Origin of the sequence: Paraburkholderia sp. BL10I2N1, from assembly GCF_004361815.1 — a bacterium.
Lineage (GTDB): Bacteria > Pseudomonadota > Gammaproteobacteria > Burkholderiales > Burkholderiaceae > Paraburkholderia.
Genome location: NZ_SNWA01000001.1, coordinates 1,830,208 through 1,852,775 on the forward strand (window position 1 = coordinate 1,830,208; position 22,568 = coordinate 1,852,775).

Annotated in this window: 17 protein-coding genes and 2 pseudogenes; 13 read left to right on the forward strand and 6 right to left on the reverse strand. The window is 63.1% G+C overall.

Annotated elements, in window-relative coordinates; translation table 11 throughout:
- Nucleotides 1–27: 27 nt before the first annotated feature.
- The gene (uvrA, locus tag B0G77_RS08580) at nucleotides 28–2,904 is read right to left on the reverse strand and encodes an excinuclease ABC subunit UvrA (protein ID WP_133661747.1); all 2,877 of its coding nucleotides are present in this window, start codon (nucleotides 2,902–2,904) and stop codon (nucleotides 28–30) included.
- 264 nt (nucleotides 2,905–3,168) lie between these two features.
- Between uvrA and B0G77_RS08585 the strand changes: the two genes are divergently transcribed.
- The 3 genes from B0G77_RS08585 (at nucleotide 3,169) to B0G77_RS08595 (ending at nucleotide 5,425) form a co-directional block, all read left to right on the forward strand.
- A complete protein-coding gene (locus B0G77_RS08585) occupies nucleotides 3,169–4,356 on the forward strand; it encodes an MFS transporter (protein WP_133661748.1) in 1,188 nt (395 codons plus the stop codon).
- 114 nt (nucleotides 4,357–4,470) lie between these two features.
- Complete coding sequence (locus B0G77_RS08590; RefSeq protein ID WP_133661749.1) at nucleotides 4,471–4,998, forward strand: single-stranded DNA-binding protein; 528 nt, start codon at nucleotides 4,471–4,473, stop codon at nucleotides 4,996–4,998.
- 127 nt (nucleotides 4,999–5,125) lie between these two features.
- Entirely contained in the window at nucleotides 5,126–5,425 is a 300-nt protein-coding gene (locus B0G77_RS08595) for a DinB family protein (RefSeq protein ID WP_133661750.1), read from the forward strand.
- On the opposite strand, the gene B0G77_RS08600 is transcribed toward B0G77_RS08595, so the two are convergent.
- The 3 genes from B0G77_RS08600 to B0G77_RS08610 form a co-directional block, all read right to left on the reverse strand.
- The gene (locus B0G77_RS08600; RefSeq protein ID WP_133661751.1) at nucleotides 5,418–5,657 is read right to left on the reverse strand and encodes a hypothetical protein; all 240 of its coding nucleotides are present in this window, start codon (nucleotides 5,655–5,657) and stop codon (nucleotides 5,418–5,420) included. The two genes, B0G77_RS08595 and B0G77_RS08600, sit on opposite strands and share 8 nt — an antisense overlap.
- The gene (locus B0G77_RS08605; RefSeq protein ID WP_133661752.1) at nucleotides 5,641–5,850 is read right to left on the reverse strand and encodes a hypothetical protein; all 210 of its coding nucleotides are present in this window, start codon (nucleotides 5,848–5,850) and stop codon (nucleotides 5,641–5,643) included. Before B0G77_RS08605 ends, B0G77_RS08600 begins: the two co-directional genes overlap by 17 nt.
- Nucleotides 5,851–6,241: 391 nt before the next feature.
- Nucleotides 6,242–7,045, reverse strand: coding sequence for a DUF4239 domain-containing protein (locus B0G77_RS08610; protein WP_133661753.1), 804 nt, complete (start codon nucleotides 7,043–7,045; stop codon nucleotides 6,242–6,244).
- Between the two features lie 384 nt (nucleotides 7,046–7,429).
- On the opposite strand from B0G77_RS08610, the gene B0G77_RS08615 reads away from it, so the two are divergent.
- Complete coding sequence (locus B0G77_RS08615; protein WP_133661754.1) at nucleotides 7,430–8,179, forward strand: hypothetical protein; 750 nt, start codon at nucleotides 7,430–7,432, stop codon at nucleotides 8,177–8,179.
- A gap of 237 nt (nucleotides 8,180–8,416) precedes the next feature.
- Entirely contained in the window at nucleotides 8,417–10,054 is a 1,638-nt protein-coding gene (locus B0G77_RS08620; RefSeq protein ID WP_133661755.1) for a methyl-accepting chemotaxis protein, read from the forward strand.
- A 74-nt stretch (nucleotides 10,055–10,128) separates the two neighbouring features.
- On the opposite strand, the gene B0G77_RS08625 is transcribed toward B0G77_RS08620, so the two are convergent.
- Nucleotides 10,129–11,019 carry a LysR family transcriptional regulator gene (locus B0G77_RS08625; protein ID WP_133661756.1) on the reverse strand — a complete coding sequence of 297 codons (891 nt, stop codon included), beginning with the start codon at nucleotides 11,017–11,019 and terminating at the stop codon, nucleotides 10,129–10,131.
- 98 nt (nucleotides 11,020–11,117) lie between these two features.
- Between B0G77_RS08625 and B0G77_RS08630 the strand changes: the two genes are divergently transcribed.
- From B0G77_RS08630 to B0G77_RS08660, 7 genes and pseudogenes are all read left to right on the forward strand, one after another.
- Entirely contained in the window at nucleotides 11,118–12,416 is a 1,299-nt protein-coding gene (locus tag B0G77_RS08630; protein ID WP_133661757.1) for an MFS transporter, read from the forward strand.
- 203 nt (nucleotides 12,417–12,619) lie between these two features.
- Nucleotides 12,620–13,270: a response regulator transcription factor gene (locus B0G77_RS08635; protein ID WP_133661758.1), complete on the forward strand. Its 651-nt coding sequence runs from the start codon at nucleotides 12,620–12,622 to the stop codon at nucleotides 13,268–13,270.
- 163 nt (nucleotides 13,271–13,433) lie between these two features.
- Nucleotides 13,434–14,153, forward strand: a complete 720-nt coding sequence (locus tag B0G77_RS08640) for a response regulator transcription factor (RefSeq protein ID WP_133661759.1) — start codon at nucleotides 13,434–13,436, stop codon at nucleotides 14,151–14,153.
- A 118-nt stretch (nucleotides 14,154–14,271) separates the two neighbouring features.
- Nucleotides 14,272–14,916 (forward strand): response regulator transcription factor, encoded by a 645-nt coding sequence (locus B0G77_RS08645; RefSeq protein ID WP_133661760.1) that lies wholly within the window; start codon nucleotides 14,272–14,274, stop codon nucleotides 14,914–14,916.
- Between the two features lie 362 nt (nucleotides 14,917–15,278).
- A pseudogene (locus tag B0G77_RS08650) lies at nucleotides 15,279–18,065 on the forward strand (ATP-binding protein); the annotation flags it as partial.
- 403 nt (nucleotides 18,066–18,468) lie between these two features.
- Nucleotides 18,469–18,903 carry a CHRD domain-containing protein gene (locus B0G77_RS08655; protein ID WP_133661762.1) on the forward strand — a complete coding sequence of 145 codons (435 nt, stop codon included), beginning with the start codon at nucleotides 18,469–18,471 and terminating at the stop codon, nucleotides 18,901–18,903.
- Nucleotides 18,904–19,068: 165 nt separating this feature from the next.
- Nucleotides 19,069–20,031, forward strand: a complete 963-nt coding sequence (locus tag B0G77_RS08660) for an alpha/beta hydrolase (RefSeq protein WP_133664076.1) — start codon at nucleotides 19,069–19,071, stop codon at nucleotides 20,029–20,031.
- Here B0G77_RS08660 and B0G77_RS08665 read toward each other — a convergent pair.
- A complete protein-coding gene (locus tag B0G77_RS08665) occupies nucleotides 19,998–20,840 on the reverse strand; it encodes an EcsC family protein (protein ID WP_133661763.1) in 843 nt (280 codons plus the stop codon). The genes B0G77_RS08660 and B0G77_RS08665 overlap by 34 nt on opposite strands.
- Nucleotides 20,841–20,933: 93 nt before the next feature.
- Between B0G77_RS08665 and B0G77_RS08670 the strand changes: the two are divergent.
- Nucleotides 20,934–22,565: pseudogene (locus tag B0G77_RS08670) on the forward strand (MDR family MFS transporter); the annotation flags it as partial.
- Nucleotides 22,566–22,568: the final 3 nt, after the last annotated feature.

Here is a 22,568-nt window from a genome sequence, read left to right on the forward strand (position 1 = left end):
TCTTCTACCTATGGTGATTCGCAGGCTTTATTTTGTTGCGGCCGCCTGACGCTTGAGCAGCGGCGCCAGATACTTTCCGGTAAAACTTGCCCTCGACCTCGTCACCTGCTCCGGCGTGCCCTGGGCAATGATCTGTCCGCCGCCCGCGCCACCTTCCGGCCCGAGATCGATCACCCAATCGGCGGTTTTGATCACGTCGAGATTATGCTCGATGATGACGACCGTATTGCCCTGATCGCGTAACCGGTGAATCACTTCCAGCAGCAACGCGATATCGTGGAAGTGCAGACCAGTCGTCGGTTCGTCGAGGATATACAGCGTGCGACCGGTATCACGCTTGCTCAGTTCCAGCGAAAGTTTGACGCGCTGGGCCTCCCCGCCCGACAGCGTCGTCGCCGACTGCCCCAGCCGGATGTAGCCGAGACCCACATCCAGCAGTGTTTTCAGCTTGCGCGCCACCACCGGCACCGGCTTGAAGAACTCGTATGCGTTTTCGACCGTCATGTCGAGTACTTCGCTGATGTTCTTGCCCTTGTATTGAACGTCGAGCGTTTCGCGGTTGTAGCGCTTGCCGTGACAGACGTCGCACGGCACGTACACGTCCGGCAGAAAGTGCATCTCGACCTTCAGCACGCCGTCGCCCTGACACGCTTCGCAGCGCCCGCCCTTCACATTGAACGAAAAGCGCCCCGGGTCGTAGCCACGCTCCTTGGCGGCCGGTACACCCGCGAACAGTTCACGGATCGGCGTGAAGAGTCCCGTATAGGTGGCAGGGTTCGAGCGCGGCGTTCGGCCAATCGGCGACTGGTCGACGTTGATGACCTTGTCGAAATGTTCGAGGCCTTCGATGGCCTCGTGCGGCGCCGGTTCGGCGGCCGAGCCATAGAGGTGACGGGAGACCGCGTGATACAGCGTGTCGTTGATCAGCGTCGACTTGCCGGAGCCGGATACGCCTGTGACGCAGGTCAGGAGGCCCACCGGCAGGTCGAGGGTGACGTGCTTCAGATTGTTGCCGTACGCCTCGACGATGCGCAGCCGCCGTTCGTCGGGTTGCTTGCGGTCGTCCGGATACTCGATTCGCCGGGCGCCCGACATGTACTGCCCGGTCATCGACGCCGGGTCGGCCTGCACCTGTCTGGGTGTGCCTTCGGCGATCACCATGCCACCGTGTTCACCGGCGCCCGGACCCATGTCGACCACGTAGTCGGCCATGCGGATCATGTCCTCGTCGTGCTCGACGACGATCACCGAGTTGCCCAGGTCGCGCAGATGCTTGAGCGTCGAAATCAGCCGGTCGTTGTCGCGCTGGTGCAAGCCGATCGACGGTTCGTCGAGGACGTACATCACGCCGGTTAGTCCGGAGCCGATCTGCGACGCGAGACGGATGCGCTGCGCCTCGCCGCCCGACAGCGTTTCCGCGCTCCGTTCGAGCGACAGGTAATCCAGCCCGACGTTATTCAGGAACATCAGGCGCGCGACGATTTCCTTGATGACCTTGTCGGCGATCTCGCGCTTGGCGCCTTCGAGCCGCAATGTCTGGAAATAGCCGAGCGTGTCGCGCAACGGCCAGCCGCTCACTTCGAAAATGCCGCGCGCGTCACCGTCGGCGCTGATGCGCACGAAACGCGCCTCACGACGCAGGCGCGTGCCTTCGCAGGCGGGGCATGCCTGGTTGTTCTGGTATTTGGCCAGTTCCTCGCGCACCGCGACCGAGTCCGTCTCGCGATAGCGGCGCTCCAGATTCGGGATGATCCCTTCGAACACGTGCTCGCGAATCGATGTGCGCCCGCGCTCGTTCATGTACGAGAATGGAATGGTCTCTTTGCCCGAACCGAACAGCAGGATCTTGCGGATCTTTTCCGGCAGGTCTTCGAAGGCGACGTCGATGTCGAACTCGTAGAACGCGGCGAGGCTCTGCAACATCTGGAAGTAAAACTGGTTGCGCCGGTCCCAGCCTTTGACCGCGCCGGCCGCCAGCGACAGCGATGGATGCGCAACCACCCGCTTCGGATCGAAGAAGGTGATCTGTCCGAGACCGTCACATTCCGGACACGCGCCCATCGGGTTGTTGAACGAGAAGAGTCGCGGCTCCAGTTCCTGCAGTGAATATGAACAGATCGGGCAGGCGAACTTCGAGCTGAACAGATGTTCCTTGCTGGTATCCATTTCGAGCGCGATCGCGCGACCGTCGGCGAGGCGCAACGCCGTTTCGAACGATTCGGCGAGACGCTGCTTCATGTCGGGGCGCACTTTCAGACGGTCGACGACGACGTCGATCGTGTGCTTGTCGTTCTTCTTCAGCTTCGGCAGCGAATCCACTTCGTAGATCTTCGCGACACCTTCGTTTGCCGTGCCGCCGCCCGAGCTCACGCGAAAGCGGATGAAACCCTGCGCCTGCATCTCCTCGAACAGCTCGACGTGCTCACCCTTGCGGTTCGCCACAACCGGCGCAAGGATCATCAGCTTCGTTTCCTCCGGCAGCGCGAGCGCGGCATCCACCATCTGCGAGACGCTTTGCACCTCGAGCGGAATTTCGTGGTCGGGGCAGTACGGCGTGCCGACCCGCGCGTACAGCAGGCGCAGGTAGTCGTGAATTTCGGTGACGGTACCCACCGTGGAGCGCGGATTGTGCGACGTGGCCTTCTGCTCGATCGAAATGGCAGGCGACAGCCCCTCGATCAGGTCGACGTCGGGCTTTTCCATCAGTTGCAGGAATTGCCGCGCGTAGGCAGACAGACTTTCGACGTAGCGCCGCTGTCCTTCCGCATAGAGCGTATCGAAGGCCAGCGATGATTTGCCTGAGCCGGACAGGCCGGTAATCACGATGAGCTTGTGACGCGGCAAGTCGAGATTGACGTTCTTCAGGTTGTGGGTGCGTGCCCCACGGATACGGATTTGTTCCATGAACCTGGCGGAAAGTGAAGAAGGCTAAACCTGCTACTATAACGACTTTTCGAGACCGTCGTTACAGCTTCCCGACAGCGTCCGAAAGGCGCGAGGCAGGTTGTAAACACCGCGGTCAGGCGCCGCGGCGAACGGGTTTCAGGCCTCCCATCTGGGGATGTTTCCCGCGACTGCAAGGCAGCAGCGTCGCGCTGTTCGAAGCGCCGCGCCGTATGCTGCAGGCCGCCCGCGTTACGCCACCCGTTCATTCGAATATCGTTCCCGATGTCCAATCCGTCCGCCACATCTTCACGCATGAGCGCGCCTGAACTGCGCGCGACCGTGTCGCTCGCAGGGATTTTCGCGCTGCGCATGCTGGGTCTCTTCATGATCATGCCGGTGTTTTCGATCTACGCGAAAACGATTCCCGGCGGCGACAACGTGCTGCTCGTCGGTATCGCGCTGGGTGCGTATGGCGTCACGCAATCGCTGCTCTACATTTTCTACGGCTGGGTGTCTGACAAGGCTGGCCGCAAGCCGGTGATCGCTACCGGCCTGCTGATTTTCGCGCTCGGCAGTTTCGTCGCGGCGGGTGCGCACGACATGACATGGATCATCGTCGGGCGCGTGATTCAGGGGATGGGCGCGGTGTCGTCGGCGGTGATCGCGTTTATCGCCGATCTGACCGCCGAAGAGCATCGCACGAAGGCCATGGCGATGGTCGGCGGAAGTATCGGCGTGTCGTTTGCCGTGGCGATCGTCGGCGCGCCGATCGTGTTCCACTGGGTCGGCATGAGCGGGCTGTTCGCGCTCGTCGGCGTGTTTTCGATCCTCGCCGTCGGCGTCGTGCTGTGGGTCGTGCCTGATGCGCCGAGGCCCGTGCACGTACGCGCGCCGTTTGCGGAAGTGCTGCATAACGTCGAACTGTTGCGCCTGAACTTCGGTGTGCTCGTGCTGCACGCCACGCAAACCGCGTTGTTCCTCGTCGTGCCGCGCATTCTCGAGGCGGGCGGCTTGCCGGTCGCCTCGCACTGGAAGGTTTATCTGCCGGTGATGGGGCTTGCGTTCGTCATGATGGTGCCGGCCATTATCGCGGCTGAAAAGCGCGGCAAGATGAAAGCGGTATTACTCGGTGCGATCGCGCTTATCCTGATCGGCCAGTTGTTGCTGGGCCTCGCGCCCCATACCATTCTGAGTGTGGCGGCGATCCTTTTCGTCTACTTCCTCGGCTTTAACGTGCTCGAGGCGTCGCAGCCGTCGCTGGTGTCGAAGCTTGCTCCGGGCACACGCAAGGGCGCGGCCGCCGGCGTGTATAACACCACCCAGTCGATCGGGCTTGCAATGGGCGGCATGCTGGGCGGATGGCTGCTGAAAGTGGACGGACAAAGCGCCGTGTTTTTCGCGTGTTCGGCGCTGGTGTTGTGCTGGCTTATAATCGCCGCAAACATGAAGCAGCCGCCACGCAAGGCGTAGCAGAACTTACCCGGCGGATGGCTGCCGCGCAGTTTTCGATCTTCGGTCAGCCGGACCCTACGATGAAAACATGCGCTGCCGCCCCGCCTGAAACGGAATCAACTGGAGAAACTCATGGCATCCGTGAACAAGGTCATTCTCGTCGGCAATCTCGGAGCCGATCCCGAGGTCCGTTATCTGCCGAGCGGCGACGCTGTGGCCAACATCCGTCTCGCGACGACTGACCGCTACAAGGACAAGACATCAGGCGAAATGAAGGAAGCGACGGAATGGCATCGCGTGTCGTTCTTTGGCCGCCTCGCGGAAATCGTGAACGAGTACCTCAAGAAAGGTTCGTCGGTGTACATCGAAGGCCGCATCCGCACGCGCAAGTGGCAGGCGCAGGACGGTACGGACCGGTACTCGACGGAGATCGTCGCTGAGCAGATGCAAATGCTGGGTGGCCGCGGCGGTTCGATGGGCGGCGGCGGTGACGACGGCGGTTATAGCCGTGAGCCGTCGGAACGTAGCGGCGGTGGCGGCGGTCGTGCTGCTGCGGGCGGCGGTGCTCCGCGTGGCGGTGCGGGCGGCGGTGGGTCGAGCCGTCCGAGCGCGCCGGCAGGCGGCGGGTTCGACGAGATGGATGACGATATTCCGTTCTGACTTCTCGTAACCGAAAAGTGTAAAGATCAGCCCCGCTCCACAGCGGGGTTTTTCTTTTATATCCGTTTCCCGCTCTCGCCTATGCGGCCGAGCCGCTCCACCCAAGCCGCGAGTTCACCGTACTCGGATGGCACATCGATCTGCTGAAGCCGGCGAACTGTGCCGCGCGCGCGAGCAGGAAGACCGGCGCATTACCGCGTACGTCGTATCGCTCGATGAGGCGGCGCTGGATGGCGTGATCAGCGATCGGAGGGTGTCGTCACCGGAGGTAAAGGTGCAGGCAGTGGCGCCCGGGCTTGCGCACTGGTTCAATCACCAGACGCATCATCGCGCGCAGGTCCATACGATGCTCACCAGCCTCGCTGGCAAGGCACCGTCACTGGACCTGCTGGTGTATCAGCGGATGTGGGCCGAAGGGCTTAGGTGAAGCGAAGTTCCGGACTGTCGGCGGCGGGCGGAAACACACACCACTGACCGTCTGCATGCCTGAAGAAAAACAGGGCGCGTGACCCGGCGGGCAACGACGTCTCGACACACACGTAACGTCTGCGACCCCGCCGTGTGCGGCTGAACTGGGTCACATGAACCGGAATCGTTGGCCCCGGTGCAAGCCATTTCTCGACCTGTCGGCGCAGGGACAGCTCATTGGAGTTTTTCATGTTGGGCTCCAGCAAACACATCCTGACGCGTACTGCGTGAATCTTCTTGTGGGTCCACAGGTTCCTGCTCTTTTTCATTCAGGACGCGATCCAGTTCTTCGCTGGCCGCCGCCGCCCTGAGCATCCGGCAATGGGCTGAATGCCGCATGTCGGAAAGCAGATGAACAAGTTGCCGCGCTGTTCTGCGTTTCATGGCTACCTCCCCGCACCGCACACCAAACTTAAGAAAGCACTTTAACTATAGGTCCGAACTGGCCGCTGGTGTTAATGTTTGGCGAAATAGCAACAACTGGCGTTGTATCGGGCGCAGACTTTTGTCTGTCCACGCGTCTCCAATGTGCTCGTGCGACGCGTCGCGGTCTGTACGCTCCCGAGCGCACAAACACAGCTGTTGGCTGAAATTTTTGATGCTCAACCGCATTGGGCTGCCCCCTGTCTGTATATCGACAGAACCTTCGTTATCTTTAACAAAGCATGTTTCGTTCCTGCCTTGTTCTCGTCACGACGAGATGTGAAGTCTCGCGCAGCTGCTGCCGCTCCGGCTAACCGGGCGACGCCCGTTACGCTGGAACGTCGTGTACAAGCTAGCGGTTCAGATGCATCAGCGCATCGCGCATCGGCTGACTTGAGATGACGATCGGTCCGGTAAACGGCGTATCGAGATCGACGATTACATAGACCGCCGAAGCAATTGACAGTGCACCGAGTGTGATCGTCACCATTGCGAGCGCATTGCGCGGCGCGATCAGACCGAACGACAGGAAGATCACGAACAGCCAGAAGGTCAAGGTCTTGAAGAACGGTTGCGAAATCGAGCTGTGCGCTTCCTCGATCAGCTTCCAGCGAGCCTGCCTCAGGGCGAGGAATTGCGCGAGACTGTCATCGGCCAGACGCTGGTTAAACGCGTCGTGCGAGCTGAGCCCGCGTATCTCGCGTTCGATCATATCGAGCATGTCTCCGAGGGTGACGCTCTCCAACTGCTCAGGGTTGCCACCCTGCGAGATGTCTTTGGGGTAGTCGTTACCGGGAGGAAGCGGCTCCTGGGGCCACGTCGACGCAATGGCGGCGGCGGTGTATGCGCGCAGCAGAGTGCGTGCCCGATCCGTATCCGGACCGTAGTCACGCAGTCTGACGTTCAGCTGGATCAGGTCGGCGGCGTAGGCGCGGAAATCGTTACTGGCGGTGTCGAAGCTGGCCTTGGCGGAGGCGGTCATCAGACCGAGCACGAGCGCCGCGAACGTCACCAGCATGCCGATCACCAACTGAATCAGCTGTACGGTTTCGTGCGCCTTGTGCTCTTCGGGCAGCATCGGCCGGACGAGAACGCCGACGCCGGTGCCCGCCAGAAGCAGGACGAACACGATCAGTGCGGACACCACCTCGGCCATGCGCGTGGGCTCCAGGGAAAGGACGCGAAAAGCGATGCTTCGCTACTTTCCGCTAACGCGGCGGCGCGGACAAGCCCGGACGCGCCGCCGCGCAAGGACGACGCATCGCGTGCACAGGAGCCAAGAGCGCCGATGGAGAAGCGTCCGCGCGCGGCGCAAAGACCTCGCCCGAAAAACGTTTGCAATCGTCAAATGAGATGGTTATTGTATGCAAAATTCAAAATTACGTGCGGCGGTAAAGAATATGGGGAAACTTCAACGTTCCCACGCTGCCCGGCTCGCTCGCGGGCAGCGAAGCGGGTCTCATCAAGGCAGGCGCGCCACATCGTCCGGGCGGCGCGCAGGCTGCAATCGATTTCCTCGCCAGCAAGGAGGCGTATCACCATGACATCGATGGAATCTCTCGCGGCGCGCTTTATCGAAGCGCGTCGCACGCACACGCTGATCGACAGCCTCCCTGAGGAGCTGAAACCTGTCAGCCCCGCTGACGGGTATCTCGTGCAGCGCCTCACCATCGCCGGCCTCGGCGGCGGCGCGGGCTACAAGATCGGCGCGAAGTCGCCAACCGATGAGCCGCAATGCGCGCCGCTGCCCGCATCGAAGGTGTTCGGCGCCGCCAACGGCGTGCATCGGGCCGACTATGCGCGCACCGGACTCGAACTGGAGATCGCGTTCAGCTTTGCCACCGACATCGACCGCACGTTTGCCGAACGCACCGACGATATTCTCGATGCGATCGACACGATGTCCGTCGTGGTCGAGGTGGTCGACAGCCGCTTCAAGGCGTGGCCGCAGGTAGACAAGCTCGCGCAGCTGGCGGACCTGCAGAACAACGGAGCGCTCGTGACCGGCGACACGGTTCGTTACGACCGCCGCTTCGACTTCGTTGCACCTGAGGTCCGCTTTTATAGCGGCGAGCAGGAAATCTTCAGCGGACGCGCGAGCAATCCGGCGGGCGATCCGCGCCGGCTGATCGTGTGGCTCGTTGGGCGGGCGTTGCAGGGTGGGCAGACGATTCCCGCGCGTTCGATGCTGACCACGGGCTCGTACACCGGAATGTACTTTCCCGAGGGACCGGGCAGGGTGCGCGGCGCGATTGAGGGCATCGGCAGCATCGAGTTCGATCTCACCTGACAGAAACCGCAAACGCAGAAAGTTTTCAGGACGAACCTGCTCGCGACGAGACGACCGCGGAGTATGGGTAAGTTCGCGACCCGTAAAGTTTTTTGCGAACGCGCCGACAACCAGTCATGTTGCGTCCGCTTAACACAAAAGGCGGACGGCGCAGGGCAGCCGGGATGCAGCGCGGCGATCTCGGCGCCGCGCACCTGCGCGCCCGAACCTGCCGGGCGGCACCATGGAGACGAAAGCATGTTGAAGAACCTGTCGATTCGCGCGTACCTGAGCCTGATGATCGCCTTCTTCGGGGTCGTGCTGCTCATCGGCGCGGCAGCCGGCCTGTTGTCGCTGCGCGCCAGCAACGAATCGCTGCAGCAGATGTACACGGTCGATACGCCCGCGGTCGCGGATCTCGAAGGCAGCGCCGGACAGTTGCTGCGTCTTCGGCTGGCGCTTGCGACGTATGCATCGCTGGTCGACCTGAACGACCAGGACGGTGCGAATGCGGTGCTGAAGCGCTTTGACCAGTATCTGAAACTGTCGAACGATCGCCTTGCCCACTATCTGGGCCGCGCGGGTACGGACCCGGATGAGCAGCGCCTCATCAAGGACATGCAGGACAAGCGCGACGCGTTCCTGCACGAAGGGGTCGATCCGGCGCTCGCGGCGTTGAAGTCCGGCGACAAGACTGCCTTCCAGCAACTGCAGGCGCACAAGCTGCCGGCGCTGTACAACGGCTATGAAAAAGCCATGCTCGTGCTGGAGAAGCTGCAGCTCGACCATGGCGAACAACGCTATGAGGACGCGCAGGACCGCTTCAACGTGGTCAGCATTGCCGTCGCGGTGGGCATGTTGCTGACGCTGCTCTTCGCGTGGTTCGGCCGGGTCGCGCTGGTGCGGGCCATCGTACATCCGGTCAACGCCACGATCGCGCAGTTCCAGCGCATTGCGGACGGCGACCTGACGGGCCGCGTCGCGGTGAACGGCGACAACGAAATGGGTCGCCTCGCGGCCGCCCTGCGCAAGATGCAGGACTCGCTGATCGCGACGGTCAACACGGTGCGCAGCGGCACGGAGTCAATCGATACCGGCGTCAGCGAAATCGCCTCGGGCAACACCGACCTGTCGCAACGCACCGAAGAGCAGGCAGCCTCGCTCGAAGAAACCGCTGCGAGCATCGAGGAACTCACTTCGACGGTCAAGCAGACGGCCGAAAACGCGAAGCAGGCCAGCTCGCTCGCGCAGGGTGCATCGACACTCGCGGCGCAGGGTGGCGACCTGACGCAGCAGGTGGTGGGCACGATGAGTCAGATCGTCAGCGACTCGCGCAAGATCGGCGACATCATCGGCGTGATCGAAGGCATTGCGTTCCAGACGAACATTCTCGCGCTCAATGCGGCAGTCGAAGCGGCCCGTGCCGGCGAGCAGGGACGCGGCTTCGCGGTCGTCGCGAGCGAAGTGCGCTCGCTCGCCCAGCGCAGCGCCGCTGCGGCGAAGGAGATCAAAGGCTTGATCAGCCATTCCACGGCGCGCGTCGTCGAGGGCGAGGACCTGGTCCAACGCTCGGGTACGACGATGACGGAGATCGTCAACGCGATCGCCCGCGTCAGCGCAATCATGAGCGAAATTGCCGCGGCGGCGTCGGAGCAGAGCACCGGTATCGATCAGGTCAATCTGGCCGTCGCCCAGATGGACGAGGTGACGCAGCAGAACGCGGCGCTCGTCGAACAGGCTGCGGCTGCTGCCAGTTCGCTTGAAGATCAGGCGCGGCGTCTGACAGCGGCGGTCGCGGTGTTCCGCACCGACGCAGGGTCGGCGGCCAGCGCGCACGCCCGCCTGAAGGAGCGTCCGCGTGGCGCGGCGCGTCTTCCGGTGCCCGCGGCGTCCTGATTGCAACGGACTCCCGCTCAGTGCGCCCGTTCCCGGCGGCGTGCCGGGTCGACTTCCGCGCGGCAGCGCCCGCGCTAGCTGAAAAGCCGGGTGAGCGCGGCACGCGCGTTGGTGACGAGTTCGGTCTCGCCGATCCGGCCCGGCAGCAGATGAAACTCCACGGCCGGTAGCACCGGCAGGCGCACCGTCGGCGGACACGCCGCGAGACCCGCACCGATCGACGACTCGTTCAGACACGAGATTCCGAGGCCCGCCTTCAGCGCGAGCTGAAGCCCCGCTACGCCCGATGCGGAATGTGAAATCAGATACGGCACCTTGCGTTCGTCGAGCAGCTTCACGACAAAGCGCTGCAACTGGCAAGTGCCCGGTAGCAGCACGAGCGGATACGGCGTCGAGATGCGCGGGTCGGCGTCTGCCGACGTGACCCACACCAGCTTTTCGCGCCGGATCACTGAACCCTTCAACCGTCCGCTGCCTGCGGCCGCGCGACGGCTGTCCTGCGTGGCGATCCGCAACGAAAGACCGATGTCGAACGTCGCGCCGTCGCCGGCGTCGCTGTCGATCACCGCGCTCGGCAGCACCGTCACATGCAGACGCAGACGCGGATGCTGCTCCGAAAAGCTCTTCAGCACACGTGCGATTTCGTGCGGGCGATAGTAGTCGGTGATTGCGATGCGCAGTTCGCCGTCGAGCGACCGCCCCTGCAGGTCTTCGAACGCTGCCTCGCTCATCGCGATGATCCGGCGTGCGTGTTCCAGCAGCTTCGTACCGGCGGGCGTCGCGGTGACGCCCTGCTTGCTGCGCACGAAAAGCGGCTGGCCGGCGCGTTCCTCGAGCTTTTTCAGCTGTTCGCTTACCGACGACTGAGACAGGAACACCCGCTCCGCTGCCGCCGAAACCGTGCCGGCTTCCGCGACGGCAACGAAAGTGCGCAACTGGCCCAGATCGAATCCGCGCTGGCTCATGATTCGGAATCTCCGATGGAAGTCATCTTATTTTCCAGCTTTTCCGATACATGGTCCAGCCGTAGCATCACCTCGATTCGATCGCTTGGGGAGGTCATATGGGCAGCAGTTTGTTGCAGGCCGCGCGTGAGCCGCGCGGACCCAGCCATCGGTGGAAGGTGCTGGGTGTCGGCTTTGCGGCGAATGCGAGTTTTTCCGCGGCTTTTTCCGGCATTCCGACGACCGCTGTGTTTATCCGTTCGGGCTATCACGTCGGCAACCACGAACTCGGCATGCTGTTAGGCATGCTCGGGCTGGGCATTGCGGTTAGCGAGTTGCCGTGGGGTTTGCTGACCGATCGCTGGGGTGACCGGCGCGTCCTGCTGCTGGGTCTGGGATTGACGGCGGCAGCGCTCGCCGCGATGGCTGCGTTCGTTTCACCTGGCGCCGCGCATGCGCCGGGCGTCGTAGCGCTGGCGGTGGGGTTGTTGCTGGTCGGCGTGCTCGGCGGCAGCGTCAACGGCTCGAGTGGCCGGGCGGTGATGGCGTGGTTCCGGGAAGGTGAGCGCGGCCTTGCGATGAGCATCCGGCAAACGGCAGTGCCCGCGGGCGGGGGCCTCGGGGCGATGGCGTTGCCGGCGCTGGCGGCGTGGCACGGCTTTACGATGGTGTACAGCGTGCTGGCCGGCCTGTGCGCGCTCACGGCTGCGTTCGCATGGCTCTGGTTGCATGAGCCCGAGCCCCCGGCCGCCGAGCGTGCAGCGGGTGCTGCGACTGCCGACGCGTTGCTAGCGGGCGAGCCAGCTAGCTCGCCACTGCTCGACATCGCTATCTGGCGCATGGCGCTGGGAATGGGCGTGCTGTGCGTACCGCAGTTGTCGGTGATTACGTTTGCCACCGTCTTCCTGCATGACTTCAGTCATGCGGGCGTGTTGATCACCAGCGTGACCATGGCGGCGGTGCAGACCGGTGCGGCGGTGATGCGCGTCTGGAGCGGACACTGGACGGACCGTCGGGGCAACCGCCGCGCCTACATGCGTGCGTGCAGCCTGATTATCGCGCTGGCTTTCGCGCCGCTCGCGCTGCTTGTCGCGGGTGTGCCGGCGCCGCATCCGCTGATGGCGGTCGCGTTCGCAGCGATGATCGTGCTGGGCGGCGTCTGTGCGTCGGCATGGCATGGTGTGGCTTATACGGAGCTTGCGACGCTTGCAGGTACCCATCGCGCCGGCACCGCGCTGGCGATCGGCAACACGTGCGTGTTCATGACGATGTTTCTGACGCCCCTCGCGATTCCGCTGGTTCTGTCGGTCGGCTCCTGGCCGGCTGTCTGGGCGATGGGCAGCCTGTGCGCGCTGATTGCGCTGCCGGTCTTTCCGCGCGCCGTGATCGCGAGGTGCGTGGTGCGGGCCGGTGCATGAGCGTGCATTCGTTCCCGCAAGGGCGTCCCTGGCCGAATGGCCATTTCTCATCCGATTCAGAAATCTCCAATTCCTGGTCTTTGCACGCGGTGGTCTGATTAGGCGCGCCTCTCCTGCCGCGGCTCCCAGAGCGACGCGGCGGGCAGGCTTCCTCGCAGTGCGTTCCCTGACGCGCTGCATACCGGCACCGATATGGAGAGAACATGGTCAACCTTCGAGTCGTCCTGGCGGACGACCATCCTTTCGTCCTGATCGGCGTGCGCGCGGCGCTTGAGCTGCACGACGGCATTACCGTCGTGGGGGAGGCCTCCGGTCCCACGTCGCTGATCGCACTGCTTGGTACCACGGCCTGCGACGTGCTCATTACCGATCTGACAATGCCGGAGCCGGGAGCCTTTGGCGAAGACGGTCTGCGTCTCATACGGCGCGTCCGCCGCGAATGGCCTTCGGTGCGTATCGTCGTGCTGACGGGTCTCACGAACGCGGGCATCCTGCGCTCGATCATGGCCGACGGGGTGCCTGGCGTACTCAACAAGATCGAGTCGATGGAAGAACTGGCCGCAGCGGTCCGCGCTGCGGGACTCGGCCGAACCTACGTCAGCAAGTCGATTCGCGACACGCTCGCGCAGGCGGGCACCGGGGCGACCGCCCTCGCATCCGTGCCGCGATTGTCGCCGCGAGAAACCGAAGTGCTCGGTATGTTTATGCGCGGTCTGACGATCAGCGAGATCGCGCGCAAACTCGACCGTAACGTGCGAACCGTCAGCCGGCAAAAGCGCGATGCGATGGCGAAGCTCGGCGTGAACAACGATCCGGGTCTCTTCGCGTTCGTACGCGCACACGGCATGGGTTGAAACCACATTCGATCACGGCGCCAATCGTGAGAGCACAACGAGACTGAAGCCATTTCAGAGCAATCTTATGTCTGTCGGTTAGCAAATACCTGATTCTCGTCATGTCAGGTCGACTGCCCCGCGAAAGGGCCATCGGCGTGCAAGACCTGCGGAGAAGAGATTCATGACTGCCTGTCACGGTGTCGCTGCACAGATATCACCAATACCACCGATACCACCGATACGCGCCCTCATCGCGGACGACCATCCCCTTATCCTGCTTGCGATGGAAAACCTGCTGTCGGGTTTTCCAAACATGGAAATCGTCGGCCGCGCATCGGATTCGAATGAACTCTTTGCCGAGGCGGAACGTGTTGCGTGCGATCTGGTCGTGATGGATCTGCATATGCCAGGCGGCGCACACGGAGACGGAATCGAGGCGGTCGGACGCTTCAGGGCGCGCTTCCCGCAGCTCGCGCTGGTGGTTCTCACCATGGAGTGCGAAGCCGACGCATTGCAGAAGACGGTTGCTTTCGGCGCGAATGCGGTGATCAGCAAACGCGATCGTATTGACCTGATTCACGTTGCGATCGTCACGGCGCTTGCGCGCGAGAGCTATCTCGGTCCGGCGGTGCGAACGCAACTGGCGGACGCATCGCGGGAGCGGCGTCTCGATCAGGTTCGCCAGTTGCTCTCGCGGCGGGAGATGGAGGTATTCACACACTACGCCGCCGGGCTCGGTGTGACGGAAATCGCCGCGCAGCTGGGGCGCAGCGTCAAGACCATCAGCGCGCAGAAATGCACGGCGATGAAAAAGCTCGCACTGCATAGCGATGTCGAACTGTTCCGCTTCGCAGTGGACCACGGCGTGGTAACCGACGCTCTCTCGCAGAACATGCGCTGACCCGGCGCCTCGGCGCCTCGGTCGATATCCAGCCGCGATCGGGGAACCGCGAGACACGGACTGGGCCGGGGCCGCTGGTGGGCCGAGCCGGGACGCGCAATCACACGAGCACAACGGGATGAAAGACACTATTCGCGTCATCATTGCGGACGACCACAGTTGCGTGCTCCGGGGCGTCGGCAGCCTGTTACAGGCGGCGCCGCACATATCGCTGGTCGGCGAGGCGGCCAGTGCGCAGGCGCTAGCCGAACTGCTCGACAGTCGGCCTTGCGACGTGATCGTTTCCGACATCGGCATGACAGGCATGAACGGCGAGGGTACCGCGGCGTTGTTATTGCGCAGGGTGCTGCGTGGCGGGCGCTATCCATCCGTGGTGGTGCTCACGATGATCCATCACGCGCGCACGCTGATGGGGTTGATGCATCTGGGGGTAACGGCGATAGTCGACAAACGCGACGTTGCAGGTTCACTGACCGAGGCAATCGAATGTGCCTTCTCAGGCACGATCTATCTTTCCGGGCATGCATGCAGGGCCTTGAGCGCAGTGGACCGGATGTCGAACGTCAAGGTGGGCGTTCTGAGTGCCCAGGAATGGAAGGTGTTTCAGATGTATGCGCATGGAATGACCATCCGCCAGATTGCGCAGAATCTCGATCGCAGTGGCAAAACCATCAGTACGCAAAAGCGCAGCGCGATGCGCAAGCTCGGGCTTGAAACGGAGATCGAACTCGCTGACTACGCGCGTCAGATCGGTTTGACCTGAGTTGCAGTGTCAGGCGTCCTTGGAAACTCTGGGTAGGTGGGTCAAGGAAGATGGGACGATTTAAGAATGTTCCGATTAGTCAGATCAACGTTGCGCCCCATACTTTGGGTGTGCACAGTGGTAGGAACTGGTGCGTATCTCTATCTCACTTTAATTTAGATATGCGAATGACGTGAGTGGTGATACAACCCCCCTTCAAGACTGCGTTGAGCGGCGCTGTGACTTCATGCCGACATAAATACATGAGGAGGGCAGACGTGCTGAGCCTGGGTAAGCGATTGGCGGCCAAAGCGCTGCGAGCTTGTGCGCCGCTGCGAAGCGAGGTGGGCTGGTGCGAGTCCACAAGACGGGAATTCGCCGGGCAGTTGAAATTCTGGCAATCAATGGAAAGCGTGCCGTACCCGCTTGTCGCGAAGGATCTCGATGGGCGCTACATCGCCGTCAACCGCGCGTACGAGGAATCAACCGGCCTGCCGCGGGAGGCTGTCATCGGGCGAACGAGTCTCGAGGTACAGGCGTGGGGCGCATTGAATAGCAAGAATCTTGACCTCATTACACGGCGGACTTTGGAAAGCGGGCAGTGGCAACAGGTGGAACTGGAGTTCTCGGGGAACGCAGGAGAGGTTCACCGCGGCGTGTTCTGCTCGTGCATGTGCGCCGGGATCGACGGCATGCCGCCGTATATGCTTGGCGCCGTGGTGGATATCTCTGCCGATGTTTCCGCAATATCCACAGAAGTGGTTGTGCGCGATACGGAGCGTCGTCTGTATGAAATGACCCGGTTTTTGCCTGCCGTGGTGTTCCAGCTGCGCCGCGATCCCGATGGCGCGTATTCATTCCTTTGCATTGGCGGCGACAGGCGAAGCCTGCTGGGTGGCGACTTCGGCGCCCTGAGAAACCCTGGCGTCGATTTCAGCTGGGTGCACGCCGAAGACCTGCCGCTCGTTATGGCAGAGCTCGAGCGCTCGGCAGCTTCGGTGGAACCGGCGCACGTCGATTTTCGCGTCGACGGCGGGGCATCCGGCTTCCGCTGGGTGCGCGCGGAACTGGTGCCGCGCAGGGAGCCTGACGGCGCCGTCGTGTGGAGCGGCTATTGCGTCGACGCGAGCGTCGAGCACGCCCGTGCCGAAGAGCTGGCACGTGCGCGCGACTTCGCCGAGGCGGCATCGCGCGCGAAGGACGACTTCCTTGCGATGATGAGTCACGAAATCCGCACACCGATGAACGGCGTACTCGGTTTGCTCGAGGTGCTGGAGCGGACGCCGCTCAATGCGGATCAGGGTGAAATGCTGCGCATGATTCACGAGTCCGCAGGCGCGCTGCTGCAGATTCTCGATGATCTGCTCGACTACTCGAAGATCGAAGCGGGGCGCCTGACGATCGAATCGGAGCCGATCGACGTGCGCGACCTCGTCGATAACGCTGTGGGTTTGCTCGCGGGTCAAGCGCATGAAAAGGGGTTGAAGGTGCGCGTCGATGTCGAACCGGGCATCGCGGCGTCGCTGCGCGGCGACAGCGTGCGGTTGCGTCAGATCCTGTTCAACCTGCTCGGCAATGCAATCAAATTCACGCCGGCCGGCGCGGTTGACGTGCGCGTGGCGCTCGACGGACAGACCGAGGCGGTCCAGACCGTCACCATCTCCGTCGAGGACACCGGCATCGGCATCGAGCCGCACGTCCAGGCACAGCTGTTCGAGCCTTTCGTGCAGGCGGAGTCATCGACCACGCGGCGCTTTGGCGGCACGGGCCTCGGGCTCACGATCTGCCGCAAGCTGGTCGACCTGATGGGCGGCACCATGGAGTTGCAGAGTCAGCCGGGCGAGGGGACGCGCATCGCCATCCGGCTCGCAATGCCTGTCGAGGCGCGGCACCATACCGCTGGCCGGTTGCGTGGCAGCTATGGCGTCGTCGTGACCGGCGATGCGCATGTCGCGCAGGCGCTCGTGCATTTTGGGCAGGCGCTCGGTATCCGGTTGCGCTTCGTATCGCCGGATGTATTGAGGCGCGGCCCCCATGCGGCACTTGCCGGCTCGGATCTGATTTTTGTAGCCGACGGGCTGGAGATACCTACCGAGGCCCTGCAGCTCAGCCGCGTGATCCGTCTGACGGAAAAGCCGAAGATGACGGGTTATCGCGTCGTGGACGAGACTGTCCGTCTAAGCGTGAACCCGATTTCCTGGCGAGGCCTCGGTGCTGCCTGTGCTGCCGCACTGAGCGGCCTGCCCGCCATCCCGGTGCGCACGGTCGGCAAGCTTGAATCAGGTCTGGCCGCGCCGGATCGCGAGCGCGCAATCGCCGGTGGGCGGCTGGTGCTAGTTGCGGAAGATCACCCCGTCAATCAGGAGCTGATCCGCCATCAACTGGCGCTGCTGGGTTTCGCATGCGACGTGGTGAACGATGGCGCGGAGGCGCTCGTCGCGCTCGGCCGCACCCGCTACGGCTTTCTCATCACGGACTGCCATATGCCGAATCTGTCCGGCTACGAGCTCGCGCGTCAGATCCGTGAGCGGGAAAGCGAGCGTGAACGGGAGCGGCACGATGGGGTGCCCCGTCTCCCGATCCTCGGCATCACGGCGAATACGGCGCCGGAGGATCTGCGGCTATGCCGCGAAGCAGGCATGGACGATTGCCTGGTGAAGCCGACGCGCCTTGCAACGTTGCGCGACCACCTGGCCAGGTGGTTCGGCGGCGACAGTGCGCGGCAGCCGGGTGCGCCAGCCCATACCGGCGGCCAACCGACGGCGGGAGCCACGACGGCGTCCACCTCACGCGGTACGTCAGTTGCAGACACTCGCGCATTCGTTCCTGTCGACCTTCGTCATATGGAACGACTCTGGGGCAGCGAATCGACCGTCAAGGGGCTGCTGGCCGCGTTTGTACTGGCGGTCCGGGACGATCTGCGCGCGTTGCCGCCACTGCTTGCGGGCGTCGAAAACGGCAACGTCGATGCCCTGAGGGCGTGGCATCACCGGGTCGCGGGTGCGGCGGGCGTGCTGCAGTATCCGCCGCTGATCGAACTCCTTGAAGCGTACCGTCGCGGCATGAACGACTGGTCCCCCGGGCAACTGCGCGCCGAGGGGCTATCGCTAGTGGCGAAATGCGAAGCGCTGCTCGACGGCATCGAGGAGCAGTCCGCGCTGATGGCATAGCGAGGTAGCGCGCCTGGCAAAGCGCAAATTCGCTACCGGCTGGCACACATCGACGATGTGGAGTTGCTCGACTCAGCCTCGACAGAGGGAAAAACGCGCGGTGAAAGAGAAGTCAGGACGAAAAAAAACGCGGCCGAAGCCGCGTTAAAGGTTTGGAGACATCCTTCGATGAAGGAGTCGCTTCTCGCTTGTAGAAGCGTACATAATCTGCGCGCAAAAATTGAGATCGAATCGCGCAATTAACTCTTGGCATATACGCAAGGATGCTTGAGCGATGGGCCGCGAGGCGGAGAGAAGCGGCGAACGGCAGCGGGGATTTTGCACTAATATGTGACGGCTCCGCGCGAGCGCTGCTGTCGATCGCTTAACGTGCGTTGCCATACCAAGAGACCAGGAGAACAAAATGATTGCGATTCGCAAGCTGAATCTGGCTTTCGTGCTGTGGGCGCTCGCATCAGGGGCGGCATTCGCGGATACCGTCGCGCTGAAGGCGGATCTGGAACCTTCGAGCGAAGTGCCGCCGCGGGTGAGTCACGGGCACGGCGATCTGAACGCCACTTTCGATACGTCGACGAAGTCGCTGCAATGGACTATCACCTACGAGGGCCTGTCGGGTCCGGTGACGATGGCGCATTTTCACGGTCCCGCCCCGGTCGGTCAGAATGCAAAGGTTCAGGTACCGATCGGCAAGGGCGCACTGGCGAGCCCGATCAAGGGATCCGCGACGTTGACCGATCAGCAGGTGACGGATCTGATGGCTGGCCAGTGGTATTTCAACATCCATACCGCGGAAAATCCGAGCGGCGAGATTCGCGGTCAGGTTTTGCCGGCAAACTGACCTGACGGGCCAACCGGCCGGAGGATCACGGCGGACTACTGGATCGGGGAGGCCGTCGGCTGTTCGACCCAGGCGCGCGACACGGATTAGAAGCTGCCGATCATCAGTTCGAGGGCAATCGAACGTAACATGACAGACTGGTTACCGTTCGTGGAGGTTGCCCCGATGAGCTGGCAAAGTGCGTTTGCGTGCTGGTTCCTGCGCAGGCGGTTCTATCCGCAGACACTCAGCACCACGATCAGCGTGGAACATGCCCGCGAGACGACGGCGAAGCGGATCTGGTCGCCTCGCGTACCGCGCGGTTGGGTGTTGCGGGAGCAATATGGCATCGATGATGCGCCGCTGCGCGGTGAATGGCTCGAACCGCTCGCCGCCCCGAAGCGGCCGGCGCCCGCGCGGACCATTCTCTATTTCCATGGCGGCGGCTACTACTTCTGTTCGCCGCGCTCTCATCGTTCGCTGGTATTCGAGCTGGCACGGCGAGCCAATGTCCGTACCTTCTCGCTCGATTACCGCCTTGCACCGGAGCACCGCTTTCCCGCGGCACTCGACGACTCGGTTGCCGCATACCGCCAGCTACTCGCCGCAGGCACGCCCGCTGAATCAATCGTGATCGCGGGGGATTCGGCGGGCGGCGGACTTGCACTGGCCACGCTTGTCGCGTTGCGCGACGCGGGCGATGCCTTGCCCGCGGGTGGCCTGCTGTTCTCGCCATGGACTGATCTCGCCGCGACCGGCGAGACCATTCGCACCAACGACGGTGTCGACCCGATGTTCAGCGGCCCGGCAATCGCCCGCGCCGCCCAGGTCTATCTAGGCGACACGCCCGCCACGCATCCGTACGCATCGCCGCTGTATGCTGGCCTTCACGGTCTGCCGCCGCTTTTCGTGCAGGCGGGTAGCACCGAGGTGCTGCTCGACGATGCGCGCCGCGTGGCGGAGCGCGCGCGTGCAGCTGGCGTGTCAGTCGAGTTCGAGATCTGGCACAACATGCCGCACGCCTGGCAGATCTTTGCACCATTCATTCCCGAGTCCCGCGAGGCACTCGATGGCGCTGCCGCCTTCGTCAATCAGGTTGCGGCGCCGTGTGCGTCTCAGCCGTCGAGCGAAACGTCGATTGCCTTATAGGCGGATTCGACCGCAGGCTGCCCATAGTGGCGCTCGAGCCGACGCACGGTGAAATGGCCGTGCGCCACCTGCTGGAAATGGTCGATGAATACGGTATTGACCATCGCGCCCAGCACGGCGCCGATCGCCGGAATCGACTTCGCCGCGATCTGTTCGCTCACCTGCACCGAGAAGCGCGCTGCGATCGCGTTGAGTAACCGCAGGAGCGCCGCCGAGCCGTGCGCCGTCACGCCCTTTGTGGTGATTTCCGAGGTCGCTCTCGATACCGCCTGAGCCAGTGCGCCGCGCACGATGAAGTAGCCGAGGTCGGCGTCGTCGTCGGCCTTCGACGCGCCGCCCATCCCGAGTACGGTCAGGCACTGCAGTTGTGTATCGACGCTCGACAGGTCCTCGCCTTCGCTGCGCGCGATATCGCAGATCGAACGGAACATCAGCGTGGTCGTCACGGGCAACTCGACTGGCAGCGCAAACAGGCCGAACGCGCCGCCCGCCGCGCCGGTGGTTGCCACGGCGAACTTGTGCAGCAGGTTGCTCGGTTTGTCCGGTGCAGCGATTGCCTCCCCGCCGTTGTTGCGCCCGAGCGTGCGCAACGCAATCTGCAGACACTTGCGCAGTGCCGCCTGGGTGGCGTCATTCACCTTCTCGCTGGCGATGGCCGGCATTTTCGCGAGCAGCTTCTCGAGCGGCGCGCCGACGATGCTCGCCAGCTTCATCGTCAACGCCGGACTTTCGAGTTCGTGTTTCGCGCGGCGCAGCGCTTTCAGATCCTCGGTCGACAGTTCCTGTGCGGCAAGGGGAATGGATTCCATGGAGCTCCATGACTACGGGTCGATCGGTCGATGAATGAGGCGCTAGCGGCGCCGGCTGAGCCAGTTTAGAGCCTTGCTGCGTGGTATGATTCCCTATTCGTTGACGCGTCAACCATTGCGCCTACAAAAATGGCCGTTCATACCGCTGCTCACCATTCGAGTGGGCAAGTCTTACCTTTCCGGGAATCGCTGATGGCGATGCTCGGCGTGTCCTTTGTGACGATGCTGGTCGCGCTTGACCAAACAGTCGTCGGCACCGCGCTGCCGACCATTGTCTCCGAACTCAAAGGCTTCGAGCTTTACGCTTGGGTCGCGACGTCCTATCTGCTCACCTCGGTAATCACGGTGCCAATCTTCGGCCGACTCGGCGACTACTACGGTCGAAAGCCGTTCGTGATCGCGTCGATCGTTGTGTTCACCGCTGCTTCCGTGCTGTGCGGCATGGCGAACAACATGCTGTTTCTCGTGCTCGCGCGCGGGCTGCAGGGGATCGGCGGCGGCATGCTGGTGGGCACCGCGTTCGCGTGCATTCCCGATCTGTTTCCCGATTCCGTGGTTCGTCTGCGCTGGCAGGTACTGATGAGTTCCGCGTTCGGCATCGCGAATGCCGTGGGGCCGTCGCTGGGCGGCTTTCTCACGCAGTACTACGGCTGGCGCTCGGTGTTCTACGTCAATCTGCCGGTCGGCTTGCTGTCGCTGTTTTTCGTGTGGCGCTTCCTGCCGCATCTGCGGCACGTCGAACACGAAGGCAAGATGAAGCTCGACTGGCCAGGTGCCCTGCTGATCGCGGTGTCGCTCGGCTGTCTGCAACTGTTCGTCGAAAGGCTGCCGAAGCATGGCGTGAGTGTTTTAGCGCTGGGCCTGCTGGGTGTCAGCGTGGCGTCGGCCTGGGCGCTGTGGAACTGGGAGAAACGCTTCCCGCAGCCGATTCTTCCCGTCGACATGTTCCGCAACAAAAGCCTTGCCGCGCTGTTCACGCTGGCCGTGCTCGGCGGTTTCACGATGTTCTCGCTACTCTTCTATGCGCCGCTGTTGTTTCAGGGCGGCTTCGGCATGGCGCCGAAAGAAGCGGGGCTCGTCATTACGCCGCTCGTCGTGTTCATCACGATCGGCAGCATCGCCAATGGCCGGCTCGTGTCGCGGCTGCGCAATCCGAATCTGATGCTGTACGTCGGCTTTTCGCTGCTCGCGGTGGCCTGTCTCGGCGTGGTCATCGCGACCCGCTCGATGCCGCGCGGGCTCCTGATGACGTTCATGATCCTCGGTGGTCTCGGTCTCGGTTTCGTCATGCCGAACCTGACCATCTTCGCGCAGCAGACCGCTGGCCGAGAACATCTCGGCATCGCGACCGCGCTGTTGCAATCGCTGCGGATGATCGGCGGGATGATCGGGACGGCGCTCACCGGCACGCTGATCGGCCATATGTACGCGAGCGGCGTGCGCAGCGCGCTCGAGCGCGCGAGTGCGACGCAGTGGTTCGTCGATCTGAGCGACCCGCAGATCCTGATCAATCGCGACGCCCAGTCGACGCTGGTCAGCCAGTTGTCCCACACCGGTCACGACGGCGCACTGCTGCTCGAAGCGGCGCGCGAGGCGCTGGTTGCGTCGATTCACATGGGCCTTGCGCTTGCAGCAGTGGTGGCGGTCGTCTCGGTCTGGCAAAGCCGTCGTGTACCGCCCATCAAGCTGCAGCGCCGCATCGAGCCGGTTGTGCACGCCGACTGACTT